The sequence below is a fragment of the Micromonospora tulbaghiae genome (genome assembly GCF_900091605.1).
Taxonomy (GTDB): Bacteria; Actinomycetota; Actinomycetes; order Mycobacteriales; family Micromonosporaceae; genus Micromonospora; species Micromonospora tulbaghiae.
Genome location: NZ_FMCQ01000006.1, coordinates 69170 through 83695 on the forward strand (window position 1 = coordinate 69170; position 14526 = coordinate 83695).

At 74.3% G+C, this 14526-nt stretch carries 14 protein-coding genes and 2 pseudogenes; 7 read left to right on the forward strand and 9 right to left on the reverse strand.

Going from position 1 to position 14526, the window contains the following annotated elements:
- Positions 1 to 30: 30 nt before the first annotated feature.
- Positions 31 to 537 carry a mycothiol transferase gene (locus GA0070562_RS18485; RefSeq protein WP_091423535.1) on the forward strand — a complete coding sequence of 169 codons (507 nt, stop codon included), beginning with the start codon at positions 31 to 33 and terminating at the stop codon, positions 535 to 537.
- Here the strand turns inward: GA0070562_RS18485 and GA0070562_RS18490 are convergent.
- Positions 524 to 1501 (reverse strand): glycoside hydrolase family 88 protein, encoded by a 978-nt coding sequence (locus GA0070562_RS18490; protein WP_091423539.1) that lies wholly within the window; start codon positions 1499 to 1501, stop codon positions 524 to 526. The two genes, GA0070562_RS18485 and GA0070562_RS18490, sit on opposite strands and share 14 nt — an antisense overlap.
- Positions 1502 to 1623: 122 nt before the next feature.
- Between GA0070562_RS18490 and GA0070562_RS18495 the strand changes: the two genes are divergently transcribed.
- From GA0070562_RS18495 to GA0070562_RS18505, 3 genes and pseudogenes are all read left to right on the forward strand, one after another.
- On the forward strand, positions 1624 to 2001 hold the full coding sequence (locus GA0070562_RS18495) for an SCP2 sterol-binding domain-containing protein (protein ID WP_091423544.1): 378 nt from the start codon (positions 1624 to 1626) through the stop codon (positions 1999 to 2001).
- Positions 1998 to 3710, forward strand: a pseudogene (locus GA0070562_RS18500) (amylo-alpha-1,6-glucosidase); the annotation flags it as partial. The gene GA0070562_RS18495 and the pseudogene GA0070562_RS18500, both read left to right, overlap by 4 nt.
- Positions 3709 to 4047 (forward strand): annotated as a pseudogene (locus GA0070562_RS18505) (DUF72 domain-containing protein); the annotation flags it as partial. The pseudogenes GA0070562_RS18500 and GA0070562_RS18505, both read left to right, overlap by 2 nt.
- A 250-nt stretch (positions 4048 to 4297) precedes the next feature.
- Here the strand turns inward: GA0070562_RS18505 and GA0070562_RS18515 are convergent.
- The 7 genes from GA0070562_RS18515 to GA0070562_RS18545 form a co-directional block, all read right to left on the reverse strand.
- Positions 4298 to 4681: a hypothetical protein gene (locus GA0070562_RS18515; RefSeq protein ID WP_091423551.1), complete on the reverse strand. Its 384-nt coding sequence runs from the start codon at positions 4679 to 4681 to the stop codon at positions 4298 to 4300.
- A gap of 111 nt (positions 4682 to 4792) precedes the next feature.
- Complete coding sequence (locus tag GA0070562_RS18520) at positions 4793 to 5422, reverse strand: hypothetical protein (RefSeq protein WP_091424499.1); 630 nt, start codon at positions 5420 to 5422, stop codon at positions 4793 to 4795.
- Between the two features lie 84 nt (positions 5423 to 5506).
- Positions 5507 to 6364: an alpha/beta hydrolase family protein gene (locus tag GA0070562_RS18525; RefSeq protein ID WP_091423554.1), complete on the reverse strand. Its 858-nt coding sequence runs from the start codon at positions 6362 to 6364 to the stop codon at positions 5507 to 5509.
- A gap of 135 nt (positions 6365 to 6499) precedes the next feature.
- Positions 6500 to 7717: a glycosyltransferase gene (locus GA0070562_RS18530; protein ID WP_091423558.1), complete on the reverse strand. Its 1218-nt coding sequence runs from the start codon at positions 7715 to 7717 to the stop codon at positions 6500 to 6502.
- Positions 7702 to 7881, reverse strand: coding sequence for a glycosyltransferase (locus GA0070562_RS18535; RefSeq protein WP_420811444.1), 180 nt, complete (start codon positions 7879 to 7881; stop codon positions 7702 to 7704). The genes GA0070562_RS18530 and GA0070562_RS18535 overlap by 16 nt, the downstream gene beginning before the upstream one ends.
- Positions 7833 to 8213 carry a carbamoyltransferase N-terminal domain-containing protein gene (locus GA0070562_RS18540; protein ID WP_091423562.1) on the reverse strand — a complete coding sequence of 127 codons (381 nt, stop codon included), beginning with the start codon at positions 8211 to 8213 and terminating at the stop codon, positions 7833 to 7835. Before GA0070562_RS18540 ends, GA0070562_RS18535 begins: the two co-directional genes overlap by 49 nt.
- Positions 8214 to 8374: 161 nt before the next feature.
- Complete coding sequence (locus GA0070562_RS18545; protein WP_091423565.1) at positions 8375 to 9586, reverse strand: globin domain-containing protein; 1212 nt, start codon at positions 9584 to 9586, stop codon at positions 8375 to 8377.
- Between the two features lie 155 nt (positions 9587 to 9741).
- On the opposite strand from GA0070562_RS18545, the gene GA0070562_RS18550 reads away from it, so the two are divergent.
- Both GA0070562_RS18550 and GA0070562_RS18555 read left to right on the forward strand, forming a co-directional pair.
- Positions 9742 to 10179: an RrF2 family transcriptional regulator gene (locus GA0070562_RS18550; RefSeq protein WP_091423567.1), complete on the forward strand. Its 438-nt coding sequence runs from the start codon at positions 9742 to 9744 to the stop codon at positions 10177 to 10179.
- On the forward strand, positions 10179 to 10811 hold the full coding sequence (locus tag GA0070562_RS18555; RefSeq protein ID WP_091423569.1) for a class I SAM-dependent methyltransferase: 633 nt from the start codon (positions 10179 to 10181) through the stop codon (positions 10809 to 10811). The genes GA0070562_RS18550 and GA0070562_RS18555 overlap by 1 nt, the downstream gene beginning before the upstream one ends.
- Before the next feature lie 41 nt (positions 10812 to 10852).
- Here the strand turns inward: GA0070562_RS18555 and GA0070562_RS18560 are convergent, their stop codons facing one another.
- Complete coding sequence (locus GA0070562_RS18560) at positions 10853 to 12109, reverse strand: SGNH/GDSL hydrolase family protein (protein WP_091423571.1); 1257 nt, start codon at positions 12107 to 12109, stop codon at positions 10853 to 10855.
- Between the two features lie 297 nt (positions 12110 to 12406).
- On the opposite strand from GA0070562_RS18560, the gene GA0070562_RS18565 reads away from it, so the two are divergent.
- Positions 12407 to 14521 (forward strand): DNA gyrase/topoisomerase IV subunit B, encoded by a 2115-nt coding sequence (locus GA0070562_RS18565; RefSeq protein WP_175438791.1) that lies wholly within the window; start codon positions 12407 to 12409, stop codon positions 14519 to 14521.
- Positions 14522 to 14526: the final 5 nt, after the last annotated feature.

Here is a 14526-nt window from a genome sequence, read left to right on the forward strand (position 1 = left end):
TGCAGCAGACGGTGAGGGAGTGAGGCGCACGTGGACGCGACGGACGTGCTGACCGAGGCGTACGGGCGGCTGCCCGATCTGGTCGCCGGGGCGCTCGACGGGCTCGACGCGGCCCAGCTGCGGCGGGCGCCGGCCGACGGGGCGAACCCGGTCGGCTGGCTGGTCTGGCACCTGACCCGGATCCAGGACGACCACGTCGCCGACGTGATGGGGGAGCCGCAGCTCTGGGCCACCGGCGAGTGGGCGGAGCGGTGCGGCCTGCGGCCCGACCCCGCCGACACCGGCTTCGGGCACGGCCCGGAGCAGATCGCCGCGGTACGCCCCGAGGACGGCGACGTGCTGCTGGACTACCACCGGGCGGTGGTGGACCGGAGCCTCGCGTACCTGCGCGGGCTGCGCCCGGCCGACCTGGACCGGGTGGTCGACGAGAACTGGGATCCGCCGGTCACGCTCGGGGTGCGGCTGGTGAGCGTGCTCGACGACGACTTCCAGCACGTCGGCCAGGCCGCGTACGTGCGCGGGCTCATCCTGCGCTGAGCGCCGCACCGGCCCGGCGCAGCGCGGCGAGCCCGAGCAGGTGACACGCCTGCGCCTCGGGCGAGGTGCCGGGGCGCTCGAAGTCCGGCGCCCCGCTGACCCCTGTCACCCGGCCGTACGCGTCGACGCGCCGGGCGGCGGCGGCCAGCAGGTCCGCTCCCACGTCGTACCAGGACCGGGACAGCCACCCGCCGGCCACTCCGGTGAGGGCCGCGTACCCGAGCAGCTGGGCGGTGTTGGCCTCGCGGAACGCGCCCGGCTCGTCCAGCACGTCGGGGAAGAGCCCGTCCGCGCCCCGGTACGCGAGGCAGGCGGTCAGCACCTCCTCGACGTGCCCGGCCAGCTCGGCGCGGAGGTCGCCCGGCCGGTCCGGCGCGAGGCGCAGCGCGCGGGCGATCCCGGCGACCACCCAGCCGTTGCCGGTGCCCCAGTGCCCGGGCCGGTCCAGTTCACCCCGGTCCTCGTCCCAGCGGGCGGCGTACAGGCCGGTGCGCGTGTCGTACAGCCGTCGCCGGTGCCCCGCGACCTGCGCGGCGGCCGCCTCGGTCCGGCCGGTCAGCGCCAGCAGCGGCACCACCATGTAGACCGTGTCCGCCCACACCTGGCGGCCGTCGAGCAGGTGGAACAGCGTGCCGTCGGCGGCCCTCGGCGCCCGCCGGGTCAGCCAGTCGAGCTGGGCGTCCAGCGCCGCGGCGTACCGCCGGCCGCCGGTGCTCCGCGCGGCGTGCCGGACCACCTCGCCGCACGCGGCGCCGTTCACCGCGCCCACCGAGCCGGCCGGCTCCCCGAGCCGCCCGTCCGGCCGCTGCCGGGTCACCACGGCGTCGGCGACCAGCACGGCGGCCTCGTCCAGGCCCAGGTCGAGCAGCGCCTGACCGAGGATCCCCTGCTCCCAGGACTCGCGCTGCATGGTCAGCAGCGCGAGCAGCACCCGGTCGGCGGTGGCGTCCCCGGTCGTCGGCACGGCTCAGGGATACCCGCCGGGCAGCCGCGGCTCACCCGGACCGGGTGAGTTCGCCTCACCCGCGGCGCGGGGACGCTGCGGGACGAGCGGCGCCGGCCGCGACCACCGACGAGGAGGGCCCGATGAGCGTCTCGGCCGTGGAACACCTGGCCCGCGGGACCGCCGGCCGGCACCCGGAGCTGCCCGAGACCACCTCCGGCACCATCCGCCTGGACCTGCGCGACGACGGACACACCGAGCACTGGTACCTGACCATCGACCGGCAGGACGTCCGGGTGGAGCGCCTGGCCGAGGAGGCCGACCTGGTGGTCGGCGCGAACCGGGAGGTGTTCGACCGGATCGCGGCGGGGCGCCTGCACCCGGCCGCCGCGCTGCTGCGCAACGACCTCGCCGCGCGGGGCGAACTGAAGCTGCTGATGACGCTGCGCCGGATCTTCCCCGGCCCGCCGGACGCCCGCGATCCCCGCGACGTGCCCTGCGAGCGGGCGGCGGCCCGATGAGGCAGGAACTGGTCCACGTCCTGGCCGGCAACGCGTTCGCGTTGAGCGACGCGCAGGGCGACATGGAACGCGACCCGTCCGCCCCGATCGGCCTGTTCTCGTTCGACACCCGGTTCCTGTCCCACTGGGTGCTCACGATCGACGGCGAGCGGCTGCACGCGTTGTCCCGCGACGACCTGACCTACTTCGAGACCCGTTTCGTGCTGGTGCCGGGCGCGGCCAGCCACTACGTGGACGCCGACGTCTCGGTGATCCGGCACCGCTCGATCGACGAGGCGTACCACGAGAGCATCACGGTGCTGAACCACTCGGCCGAACCCGCCGAGTACACGGTGCGGATGGAGATGGCGGCCGACTTCGCCGACACCTCCGAGATCCTGCGTCCCGGCCCGCGCCGCCCCACTGTCGTCCCCGACCCGGAGGGGCGGCGGTTGCGGATCCGGTACGAGCGCGGGCGGTTCGCCCGGGAGACGTGCGTCTCCAGCTCCGCCCCGGCCGACGTGGACGCGCGCGGGATGACCTTCCGGATCCGCGTCGAGCCGCAGGGCGAGTGGCACGTCGACCTGCACGTCGCCATGATCATTCAGGGTGCGGGAGGGCGGGACCTGCGGGCCGACATCGAGTCGCACCGGCAGCACGTCCGCCAGGACATGCGGGACGACCTCGAACGGTGGCTCGACCGGGCGCCGCACCTGGTCTCCGACCGGCCCGGGCTCACCGCCGTGTACCGGCAGGCACTGACCGACCTGGCCGCCCTGCGCTACATGCCGCTGGCCTACACCGACCGCGTGCCGGTGGGCGGGATGCCCTGGGCGATGACGCTGTACGGGCGCGACGCGCTGATCACCTGCCTCCAGACGCTTCCGTTCACGCCCGAGCTGACCTCGGCCACGCTGCACATGCTGGCGATGTTGCAGGGCGGCCGGCTCGACGACTACCACGAGGAGGAGCCCGGCAAGATCGTCGCCGAGCTGCGGTACGGCGAGGCGGCCGCGTTCGACGAGCAGCCCACCGCGCTCTACTACGGCGCCGCCGACACCACGCCGCTGTTCGTGATCCTGCTCGACGAGTACGAGCGCTGGACCGGTGACGCCGACCTGGTCCACGAGTTGCGGCACCCGGCCCGGATGGCGCTGGACTGGCTGACCCGCTACGGCGACCAGTGCGGCGACGGCTACCTGCGCTACCGGCCGCGCAACACCGACAGCGGGGTCGCCAACCAGACCTGGCGCAACTCCCCGGAGGCGATCGTCGACCGGTACGGCGGGGAGCCGCCGTACCCGCGCGCCACGTGCGAGCTCCAGGGGTACGCGTACGACGCGCGGATCCGGGGCGCCCGCCTGGCCCGGGAGTTCTGGGGCGACCCGGGCTACGCCGAGCGCCTGGAGGCCGACGCGGCGCGGCTGCGGGAGCGGTTCGACAGGGACTTCTGGCTGCCGCAGCGCGGCTACTACGCGCTGGCGCTCACCCCGGACGGCGAGCCGGTCGACGCGCTCACCTCGCACCTGGGGCACCTGCTGTGGAGCGGCATCGTGGAGCCCGGCCGGGCCGACGCGGTGGCCGGGCACCTGTGCGGGCCGGACCTGTTCTCCGGCTGGGGTGTGCGCACCTACGCGCAGGGGCAGCGGCCGTACAACCCGGTCGGCGCGCACCTCGGCGCGGTCTGGCCGTCGGACAACGCGATCGTCGCGGCGGGCCTGCGGCGGTACGGCCCTGCGGGAGCACGACCTCGGGTACGCCTGTGTGGACATGCCGCAGGGGCATGTCTCCTCGGTCCCGCCGATCCTGGTCGCCACCACCGACCTGGCCGTGATCCGGTTCCACGGGCACAGCACGGCCTGGGAGAGCGGGGACAAGCAGGAGCGGTTCCGCTACGCCTACGGCGAGCGGGAGCTGCGGCACTGGTCGGTGCTGCTGCGCGAGCTGGCCGACCAGTGCGCCGAGCTGCACGTGCTGATGAACAACTGCTGCGGAGACCAGGCCCAGCGCGACGCCGCCCACCTGGCCGACCTGCTCGGGGTCGCGCCCGCCGCCGCGCGCGCCTGACGTTTCCTCAGCCGTCGTCCGGGTACCGCCGGGTGCATGGACGAGCGCGAAGGGGGATCTGTGGAGAAGCGGCGCGGCGAGGACGAGCGGAACCCGCGAGCGACCCGGGAGGCCGAGGAGGCGCACGGCGGCAGCATGGCGCCGGGTCTGGTCGACGACACCGGGCACCCGGTGGCCGAGTCACCGGTGCCGGACAACGAGCCGTCGGCGCCGGGCCGGCCGGGTGAGGACGGCACCGGCTCCTGAGCTGTCAGGGACGCGTCTCCGGGTGCATGCCGGTAGCCTCCTCCAGCGCGTTGTCGCCGAGGTCGCCGTCCGCGCTGTCGTCCGGGAACGTCCGCCCCGACGGGGCCGGATCGGGCGGCGCGCCCGGCCCGGCCTCGGGCGTCCGGGTCGGTTCCACGGATCCGAACCCGTGCCGGCCCGCCTTCGGCCCGCCCGGCCCGGCGCCGGCCGCCCGGCGTTCGCCGAGTCGCCCCTCGGGCACGGCGGTCTCCTCGCTGCCCTCGTCCATCGGGTCGCTGTCGCCGGCGCCCCACGGCGGGTCGGCGTCGAAGCCGTCGGTGGTGCCCCACGGCGCGGCCGACTCCGGCCCGCGCCCGTCACCCGTACCCGGCCGGTTCCTGCTGGTCATGGTCACCTCGCCTGGCTGCTGATGTCCGTGCCGTCCGACGGCGGACGGCCTGTCCCGGTGCACCGCGCGGCCGGTGGCCCACCCCGATGTGGGTCGCCGGCCGCGCGGTGGTCAACGGGCCGCCCCGACCAGGGAACGTCCGGCGGCGCCCACGGCGGCCACCTTGCCGATGTGCTTCGGCGCGGACATGATGCCGCCCGCGCGGTCCAGCATGCCCCGGAACACCTGGCCCGGTTTCTGCTGCTCGCCCATGTACGCCGACACCACGACCAGCGCGCCGGTCAGTGCCGGGACCGCCCACTGGAGCAGCTTCATCTGCCGCTGGCTGGCGGCGACGTTCGCCGGGGTGTGGTGGCTGGGCTCGGTGGTCCCCTCGACCGGCGGCCCGCCGGCCTTCTCCAGCCGCATGCCGACCAGCCGGCTGTAGCCAGTCACCGCCAGGGCGCCGACCGTCAGCGCGGTCTTCACCGCGCTGATCCGTCCCACGCCCGCCTGGCGGGCCATCCGCGGGCTCTCGGTGACCAGTTCACCGACCGCGCCGGCCAGGTGCGCGCCGATCGCCGCCGCGTTGACGGGCGTCCACCGCGCCCAGCCGGCCGAGGCCACCGGCAGCCGCTCCGTCGTGTCGTTGATCCGTGCCGCCGCGCCGTTGACGCCCAGCGCCCCCATCAGGGAACCGCCGAACCAGGCCGCCAGGCCCAGGTCGTGCATCGAGCGCAGCGTGGTGTGCCGTTCTGACATCAGATCCCCCTCCGCCGTGTTCGGGCGGTGCGGCATACCCACGATCGGGCGATTCACGCCCGGCGTGGCGGGGAGGGGGAGGGTTCAGCGCCGGGGGAGCGTGCCGGCGAACGCGGCGATGCGGGCGGCCAGTGGAACCGACGCGCGTACCCAGGTGAAGTGGTCCAGCGGCGCGCCCGCCTCGGCGACCGTGTAACGGTGCCGCGTCACCGTCGCCGCGGTCAGCTTCTCGCAGAGGTGGTCGAGCGTCTCGTGCGGCGTGTACTGGTCGTCGTCGACGCTGACCGCGAGCACCGGTGTCCGGATCCGCCGCACGGCGGCCTCCGCGTCCACCCCGTCCAGCGCGGGGAACCGGCCGGTGCGGGCGGTGTGCGCCCAGTCCCGGATCACGCCGGCGGCCTGCCGGCCGCCGAACCCCCAGCCGGGCCAGACACCGAGGAGCCGGGCCGTCGCCGCGATCGCCTGGGTGTACGGCAGCACGCCCCACCCACGCAGGCCCGGGTACCGCCGCCACCACGGCAGCCCCACCGCCACCAGGGCCAGCCCGTCCACCCGGCCGTCGTCGTGCAGCGCCTGGTGCAGCACCGCCACCTGACCGCCGAGGGAGTGCCCGAGCAGCAGCCGGGCGCGGCCGTCCAGCCGGGGCTTGAGCGCGTCGAGGACGGCGCCGATGTCGGCGGCCATCTCCTGGTAGCCGTAGCGGCAGGCGCGCGACGGCGCGGGCGTGCTCTCGCCGGTGCCGCGCAGGTCGGCCACGATCACCGCGAGCCCGGCGTCGCGCAGCGCGGCGGCGAACGGCCGGTAGTAGCGGGCGCGCACGCCCATGGCCGGCCAGATCAGCACCACCGGCGCGCCGGGCGGACCGGCCGGCTCCGGGTAGATCTGCACGCCGATGCGCGCGCCGTCGACGTCCACGTACTCCTGGGTGTAGTCCCCGCTCACCCGGATCAGCGTACGGCCCGAACCTACCGGCGGGTAGTAAGGGGTGTCCGCGTCTGCTGCACCGGCACGCGGTCCGGCAGCGGGGCCGCGGCCAGCCCGGTCAGGTGCGGGTTTCGAGCGGGCCGGGACCGGCCATCACGCCACCGCCGGTGTGGGCCGGGCCGCGCTGGTCAGCGCGTCGTAGACCGCGCCGAGCTGCTCGGCGCACCGCTTCCAGGAGTACCGGCTGCGGATGCGGTCGAGCGCCGCGGTCGCGTACGTGAACCGGCGCACGTTGTCGCCGAGCAGCCGGCGCAGCGCGGTACCGAGCGCGCGGGGATCACGCGGCGGCACCAGGTCGCCGGTGAGTCCGTCCACCACGCTGTCGGCGATGCCGCCCACGTTCGTGCCGATCACCGGTACGCCGCAGGCCATGCCCTCCAGCGGGGCCAGCCCGAACGGCTCGTACCAGGGGGCGGCCACGAGCACGTCCGCCGACCGGTACCAGGCGCCCATCTCCTCGCGCGGCACGCCGCCGAGCAGCCGTACCCGGTCGGCCACGCCGCACGAGTCGGCGAGCGCGGACAGCCGGCGGGCGAACGTGTCGGCGGGCAGCAGATGAGGCGGCGGGCCGCCGACCACCACGCACTCCGCGTCCGGCACCGCGGGCAGCGCCCGGACCACATCCAGGAAGCCCTTGCGCTCGACCATCCGCCCGACGGTGAGGATGCGCGGGCGTGCCGGGTCGCGGGGCGCGACCGGGCCGTCCGGGCGGAACACCGCCTCGTTGACGCCGGGCGGGACGAGCGCCATCCGGGACCGGGGTACGCCCATCCGGACCAGCTCGGCGACCTCGTCCGAGCACTGCACGACGACCCGGTCAACGGCCCGGCCGAGCGCGCGCTCGTAGCCGGCGCGCCCTGGCGGACTGGTGTCCCGGGCGCCCTGGTGGCGGCGCTTGACGGTGCCGAGCGCGTGGTACGTCAGCACTGTCGGGACGCCGGTGCGGCGGCTCGCGTGCACGGTGGCCAGTCCGCTCATCCAGAAGTGCGCGTGCGCCACATCCGGGGTCCAGCCGCCGTGCCGCCAGGTGTCGGCCAGCCAGCTGCCGAATTCGCTCATGTACGGCAGCAGTTCGTCCTTCGGCACCCGCCGGTCGGGACCGGCCGGCACGTGGCACACCTGGTAGCCGTCCGGCGCGCTGACCGTCTCCGGCAGTGCGGGGGAGTCGCGGCGGGTGTAGACGCGGACGTCGTGACCCGCGCCGGTGAGCGCGGACGCGAGTTCCGCCACGTGCGTGTTCTGGCCGCCGGCGTCCTCCTCGCCGAGGGCGGCGAGTGGGCTGGCGTGCCCGGAAATCATCGCGATGCGCATGTCTTCTCCTCCAGGATCCGGTCCCAGTCGGCGAGGTAGCGGTCCAGACCGAACCGTTCCTTCGCCACCTCGCGTGCCCGTGCGCCGAGCCGGTACGCGGCGTCGGCGTCCTCGGTCAGCCAGCGCGCCGCCTCCACGAGCGTGTCGACGCGGGTGGACAGCACCCCGGCGTCCGGTGGGACGGCGTCCACCGCTTCCGTGGTGGCCGGTGCTCGACGTAGATCGCGGGCACGTCGCGGCCGGGTCGGCGGCCGAACCACTCGGCCAGGCCCGCCCAGTCGATCGGCTCGGCCCGGACGCCGCCGTTGTCAATGGCCTGGACCAGCTCGCGCAGTACGTCCAGGTGCTTCGGCGTGCCGGACGAGGCCAGCGCCATCACCTTGTACTCGTCGCGGCGGCTGAATCGCTCCTCGTCGGCGGCGGCCACCACCCGGCCGTCGACCACCGGGGCGGCGGCCGGGTCGTGGAAGATCGCGTTGATGCCGAGGACGCGCATGGGTGGACCCCTACCCTCGGGTTCCGCCCCTAACCAGTAGATCACCGACTTCTCCGCGGGCCCGCCGCCTCCGCTGTGGAGGCTCCGGGCCCTGGCCAGGGCATCGACGCGCGTCCCCGTACCGAAAACGGGTCTGTGAAGTCCTGTTTCGCGGCGGGGCGTCAGCCCGGCAGAATGCCGGGGCCGAACACCTCGTAGGCGATCCGATCGGCCGGCACACCCCGGCGCAGCAGGTTGGCCCGGACCAGGTTCATGAACGCGACCGGGCCGCACAGGTGCGCGGCGACCGCGGCGGGCAGCGGGAGCCGGTCGGGGTCGATCAGCCCGGCGGACACCTCCGCCTTCAGGCCGGGCAGGTCGGCGCCGGCGGCGTCGAGATACCAGAGGTGGACGGCCAGGTTCGGCAACCGCTGCTGGAGCGCTGGGAGTTCCGCGCGCAGCGCGTGCGCCTCGGCGTCCCGGTCGGCGTGCGCCAGCGTCACCTGGCGTCCGGGATCGCGGTCGGCCAGGTGAGCCAGCGCCGCCATCGCCGGGGTGAGCCCGATACCGGCGCTGACCAGCAGCAGCGGCCCGTCGCCGCCGGTGGCGTCGACCTCGCCGAACGCCGGGCTGAGCCGCAGCGTGTCGCCGACCGCCACCCGGTCGTGCAGGTGACCGGAGACCATGCCGTCGGGCGCGCCGCCCTCCCCGCGTACCCGCTTCACAGTGATCCGCCACTGGTCGGCGCCGGGGCGGCCGGAGAGGCTGTACTGGCGGATCTGCTGCCCCCGGCCGCCGTCCAGGTCGACGGCGACCGAGACGTACCGGCCGGGGGTGAAGCCGGGCGCGGCATCCCCGCCGGCCGGCGCGAGGGTGAGCGAGACGACGTCGGCGCTCTCCCTGGTGCGGGCGGTCACCCGCCAGTCCCGCCACACCGGGCGGCCCTCGGGCACGCCGGCGCCGGCGTAGAGCCGCGCCTCGCGGGCGATCAGCTCGCAGGCCAGCAGCCAGTAGACCTCGTCCCAGGCGGCGGCCACCTCCGGGGTGACCGCGTCGCCGAGCACCTCGCCGACCGCGGCGAGCAGGTGCCGCCCGACGATCGGGTACTGGGTGGCGGTGATGCCGAGCGAGGCGTGCTTGTGCGCGATGCGGTCCAGGACCGGCCCCCACGGCATGCCGGTGTCGCCGGTCAGGTGCGCCGCGTACGCGACCACCGCGGAGGCGAGCGCGGCCTTCTGCGCCCCGGTTGCCTGGTTGCCCCGGTTGAACAGGTCCAGCAGGTCCGGGTGGGCGTCGAACATCCGCTGGTAGAAGCAGCCGGTGATGGCCTCACCGTGCGCCCGCACGACGGGCAGGGTGGCGGTCACGACCGATGCTGAGGATTCCGAGAGCACGACCGAATCTCCTTCCGGGGCTCGAACAGGTCGATCCTTACGAAACAGGAATAAGCAATTCCTGTTTTAGGGTCGAAAGTCCCGGTGCCGTGGTGGCATGGGTCACCGTGAATCTGCCGGTGTGCTGGACGGCACCGAGTGGCTAGGGTCGGTGCGTGAGGCTCAACCGGTCGACCGACATGGCGCTGCGGATCGCCATGCTGACCGCCGCGTCCCCGGTCCGGGCCACGGTCGACGAACTCGCCACCCGGCTCGCGCTGCCCCGCAGCCACGTCGCCAAGGTGGTGCAGCGGCTGCAACGCATCGGGGTCCTGGTGACCATCCGGGGCCGCTCCGGCGGCGTGGCCTTCGCCGAGCACGCAGCGGACATCACCGTCGGTCAGGTGGTCCGCGCCTTCGAGGGCGACGGCGAGGTGGTCGACTGCGCGCAGCCGGTCTGCCCGCTGATTGCGGAGTGCCGGCTGCGCGGTGAGCTGCGCCGCGCGCAGGCCGCCTTCCTCGCCGTGCTCGACGGGGTACGCCTCGGCGACCTGGTCGACGGATCCGCCGGCCCGCTCCTGCTCAGCCTCGGCGCGCCACCGGCCGGTCGCTGATGGCCGTCTCCCACCCGATCTTCTCCCGGCTGTTCGCCCGCGCCAGCGTCGCGATGGACCAGGCCGGCATGGCCGAGCACCGTCGCCGCCTGGTCGCCGGGCTGCGCGGCCGGGTGGTCGAGGTCGGCGCCGGCAACGGGCGCAACCTCGCCCACTACCCACCGGGGGTGAGCCGGGTGGTCGCCGTCGAACCGGAACCACGCCTGCGTGCCCTGGCCCGCGCCGCAGCGCCCGGCGCCCCGGTCCCGGTGACCGTCGCCGCCGGTCTCGCCGAGGCGCTGCCGGTCGCCGACGGCGCCGCCGACGCGGTGGTGCTGTCGCTCGTGCTCTGCTCGGTGCCGGACCAGGCGGTCGCGCTGCGCGAGGCGCGCCGGGTGCTGCGGCCCGGCGGCGACCTGCGCTTCTACGAACACGTGGTGGCCGAGACCCCCGGCCTGCGCCGGGCCCAGCGCCTGGCCGACGCCACGCTCTGGCCGCTGTTCTGCGCCGGCTGCCACACCGCCCGGGACACGGTGGCCGCGATCCGGGCCGCCGGTTTCGAGGTGACCGAACTGGACCGGTTCCGCTTCCCGCCGACCGGCCTGCCGGCCCCGGCCTCGCCCCACGCACTGGGCGCCGCGATCCGGGCCTGACGCCGGACCGGGCCGGTCCTTCCCGGCCCGGTCCGGCGCGCTCAGCTCACATTCACCGTGCCGTCCGGGGCGCGGACGCAGGAGACGGTACGGGCGCCGGTCGCCGCCGCCCCGGCCAGACACCGGCCGAGCACCTTGTGCCCGGCGGCGCTCGGGTGCCACGACTCCTGGCAGGTCTGGAAGTACGTGCCGCAGGCGTTGGCGATCCGCTGGATGTCGAGCTTGTCGTACCCGGAGAGGCTGGTGACGAACGTGCCGGTCGGGCCGTCCATCAGCCGGATCGGCGTGGCGAGGGCGTTGCCCGGGCTGCCGGTCGACTCGCAGAGCCGGGCGCCGTCGAACGCGCGCTGCACGTTCAGGTAGACCAGGTCGTCCTGCGGGAACTCGGCGGCGAGCGTGCCGCGTACCGAGCTGACGAGCGTGCCGAGCCCCTGCGAGAAGCGGTGTCCGGGCGCCAGGCTGGCCCGGTGGATCGGGCAGCCGGCCGCGTACCGCTCGGCGCCCAGTGCGCGGAACTTGTCCCGGGTGTCGTCGCGGCTGTCCTCGGTCCAGTAGCTCTGGTCCAGCTCGAACGGCAGCGGGTTGGTGTAGTCCTGGAAGACGACCCGGTGCTGGCCGTCGGCGTCGATCTCGTCCAGCGTGGACAGCAGCCGCCGCAGCGCCGTGGTGGTCTCCGCGGTGGCGGCGGTGAACTGCGCGGCCGTGCCCAGGTCGGCGTCGGTGCACGGCTTCTGCTCCACCGGCCCGCCCAGGTACGCCCAGAACTCCCACCAGCCGGTCCAGGCGTCGGCGATGAACCGGTTGGCGCACTTCTCCGCCACGCTGCCGAAGGTGAACGAGCTGTTGTTCGAGCCGAGGCCGACGAGCACCAGGTCGATGTCGTGGGTCCGGGCCACCGTCCGGAGCTGGTCGAGCTGGGCGGCCACCTGCCGTCCCTTGGCCCGCGTCGACGAGGCGTTCGCGATGTCGTACGGCTGGCCACCCGAGCAGGCCAGGTTGAACCGGGCGGAGATGCCCGGCAGGTTCGCCTGGAACAGCGAGGCGTTCGGCGAGCGGTGGCAGAAGTAGGCGTTGGCGTTGGCGGCGGACCAGCCGGGGAACCCCTGCGCCACCCCGTTGACGTCCACCACCGGCGCGTACGCTCCGGCGCCCTCACCGCTGATGAAGCTGTCTCCCAGCGCCACCGCGGCGGTGGGCAGCGCGGCGGCGGCCGGCCGGGCGGGCGCCGCGGCGGCGGGTAACGCCACCGTGGCGAACGCCAGCGCCGCCGCGAGCACGGAACGACGGAACACGGACATGCCCGACCTCCCTCTTTCCCAGACATCGAAATGTGAAAGATTCTTCAGGGTGGCGATCAGATCACGCGCGTGTGACGGGCGTCAATGCCTGGACATCGGCGATCCCTCGCCGGGGAAGACATCCGGTTCACCCGTCGTTGTGCCGCCTGGACACCCCGTCCGCCCGCCGGGCCGCCGTACGCGGCCCCGGCGGGCACCCGCACGTGAGGTCGATCGCGCAACGCACCGCACCGGTGCCGCCGACCTGTCAGGGCACCCGGCTAGGCTCGCTCCGGCGCGCCGCGCCCGGCGATCATCGTGGGGGAGTCACACGGTGAACGGCACCACACCGCCGAGACCTGGGAGTACGACCAGTTGACCGCACAGCCTGACACCCTCTACGGGGCCGACGACCTGACGCATCTGGAGGGCCTCGACGCCGTCCGCAAGCGCCCGGGCATGTACATCGGCTCGACCGACAGCCGTGGCGTGGGTCACCTCGTCAACGAGATCCTCGACAACTCGACCGACGAGGGTGTCGCCGGTCACGCCACCAGAGTCGACGTGATCCTGCACGCCGACGGCTCGGTCCAGGTCGACGACGACGGCCGGGGCATCCCCACCGACGTGCACGCCAAGTCCGGCATCTCCGGCGTCGAGCTGGTGCTCACCCGCCTGCACGCGGGCGGCAAGTTCGGCGGCTCCGGCTACAAGACCTCCGGTGGCCTGCACGGCGTCGGCGCGTCGGCGGTCAACGCGCTGTCCCGCCGCTTCGACGTCACCGTCCGGCGCGGCGGCAAGGTCCATGCCATGTCGTTCCGCCACGGCGCGCCGGGCGTCTTCGACGGCGACGGCCCGGACGCGCCGTTCACCCCCGGCCCCGGTCTTCAGATCGTCGGCGCGATGAAGCGCGGCCAGCGCACCGGCACCTCGATCCGCTGGTGGCACGACCCCCGCTACTTCGAGACCGGCGCCGCGCTCGACACCGAGACGGTCCGGCTCAAGCTGCGCAACACCGCGTTCCTCGTCCCCGGCGTGGCCTACCGGCTGCGCGACGAGACCGGCGAGGAACCCGTCGAGGAGAGCTTCCACTTCCCCGACGGCCTCACCGACATGGTGGAGTTCCTCGCCCCGGCCGGCGACCGGGCGGTCTCCGGCACGCTGCTGGTCACCGGCGAGGGCACCTACCGGGAGAACGCCGCCGACGCCAACGGCGTCATGCAGTCCAACGTGCAGCGCCGCGCCGAGGTCGAGGTGGCCTTCCGCTGGGGCACCGGCTACGAGCGCACAGTCGAGTGCTTCACCAACACCATCCGCAACGCCCACGGCGGCACCCACCGCAAGGGCTTCGAGCGGGCGCTGGCCCGCACGCTCGCCGAGGCCGCCCGCAACGCCCGTGGCCTGCTCAAGCCCAAGGAGGACGCGCCCACCCTGGACGACGTCCTGGAGGGCATGACCGCCGTGGTGCACGTGCGCATCCCCGAGCCGCAGTTCACCTCGCAGACCAAGGACGAGCTGTCCACCGCCGGCATCACCAAGGTGCTCCAGGGCCTGGTCGAGGCGCACCTCAAGAGCTGGCTGGACGACCGCCGGACCAAGGCCGAGGCCCGTACGGTGCTCCAGAAGATCGTCGACGCGGCCCGCGTCCGGCTCACCCAGAAGCAGCAGAAGGACGCCGCCCGCCGCAAGACCGCGCTGGAGGGCGCGGCCATGCCGGCCAAGCTCGTCGACTGCCGGGCCACCGGCGTGGAGCGCAGCGAACTGTTCATCGTGGAGGGCGACAGCGCGCTGGGCACGAGCCGCATGGCCCGCTCGTCGGAATACCAGGCGCTGCTGCCGATCCGCGGCAAGATCCTCAACGTGCAGAAGGCCAACCTCCAGCAGGTGCTGGACAACGCCGAGTGCGCCGCGATCGTGCAGGTGCTCGGTGCCGGCTCGGGCCGGACGTTCGACCTGTCCGCCCTGCGCTACGGCCGGGTGCTCATCATGGCCGACGCGGACGTCGACGGCGCGCACATCCGTACCCTGCTGATCACGCTGTTCGCCCGCTACATGCGGCCGCTGATCGAGGCCGGGCGGCTATACGCGGCGATGCCGCCCCTGCACAAGATCACCACGAAGGGGCGCAACCCGCAGACCGTCTACACCTACACCCAGGCGGAGATGGAGGCGACCGTCCGCAAGCTGGAAAAGGCCGGCAAGCAGATCGTCACGCCGATCCCGCGTTTCAAGGGCCTCGGTGAGATGGACGCCGACGAGCTGTGGGAGACCACCATGAACCCGGCCACCCGGGCGGTCCGCCGGATCACGCTCGACGACGTCGAGGCCGCCGAGCGGATCCTCGAACTGCTCATGGGGGAGAAGGTCGAGCCCCGCCGCAACTGGCTGATCGACTCCGCCGACCGGGTCGACCGCGACGCCATCGACGCCTGACCAAC

Excerpts from the sequence above, each read along its gene's own strand:
- GA0070562_RS18520 (WP_091424499.1), bottom strand. The coding sequence starts at position 5,422 with ATGTCAGAACGGCACACCACGCTGCGCTCGATGCACGACCTGGGCCTG.
- GA0070562_RS18540 (WP_091423562.1), bottom strand. The coding sequence starts at position 8,213 with ATGCGCGTCCTCGGCATCAACGCGATCTTCCACGACCCGGCCGCCGCC.
- GA0070562_RS18560 (WP_091423571.1), bottom strand. The coding sequence starts at position 12,109 with ATGTCCGTGTTCCGTCGTTCCGTGCTCGCGGCGGCGCTGGCGTTCGCC.
- GA0070562_RS18495 (WP_091423544.1), top strand. The coding sequence starts at position 1,624 with ATGAGCGTCTCGGCCGTGGAACACCTGGCCCGCGGGACCGCCGGCCGG.
- GA0070562_RS18530 (WP_091423558.1), bottom strand. The coding sequence starts at position 7,717 with ATGCGCATCGCGATGATTTCCGGGCACGCCAGCCCACTCGCCGCCCTC.
- GA0070562_RS18515 (WP_091423551.1), bottom strand. The coding sequence starts at position 4,681 with ATGACCAGCAGGAACCGGCCGGGTACGGGTGACGGGCGCGGGCCGGAG.
- GA0070562_RS18555 (WP_091423569.1), top strand. The coding sequence starts at position 10,179 with ATGGCCGTCTCCCACCCGATCTTCTCCCGGCTGTTCGCCCGCGCCAGC.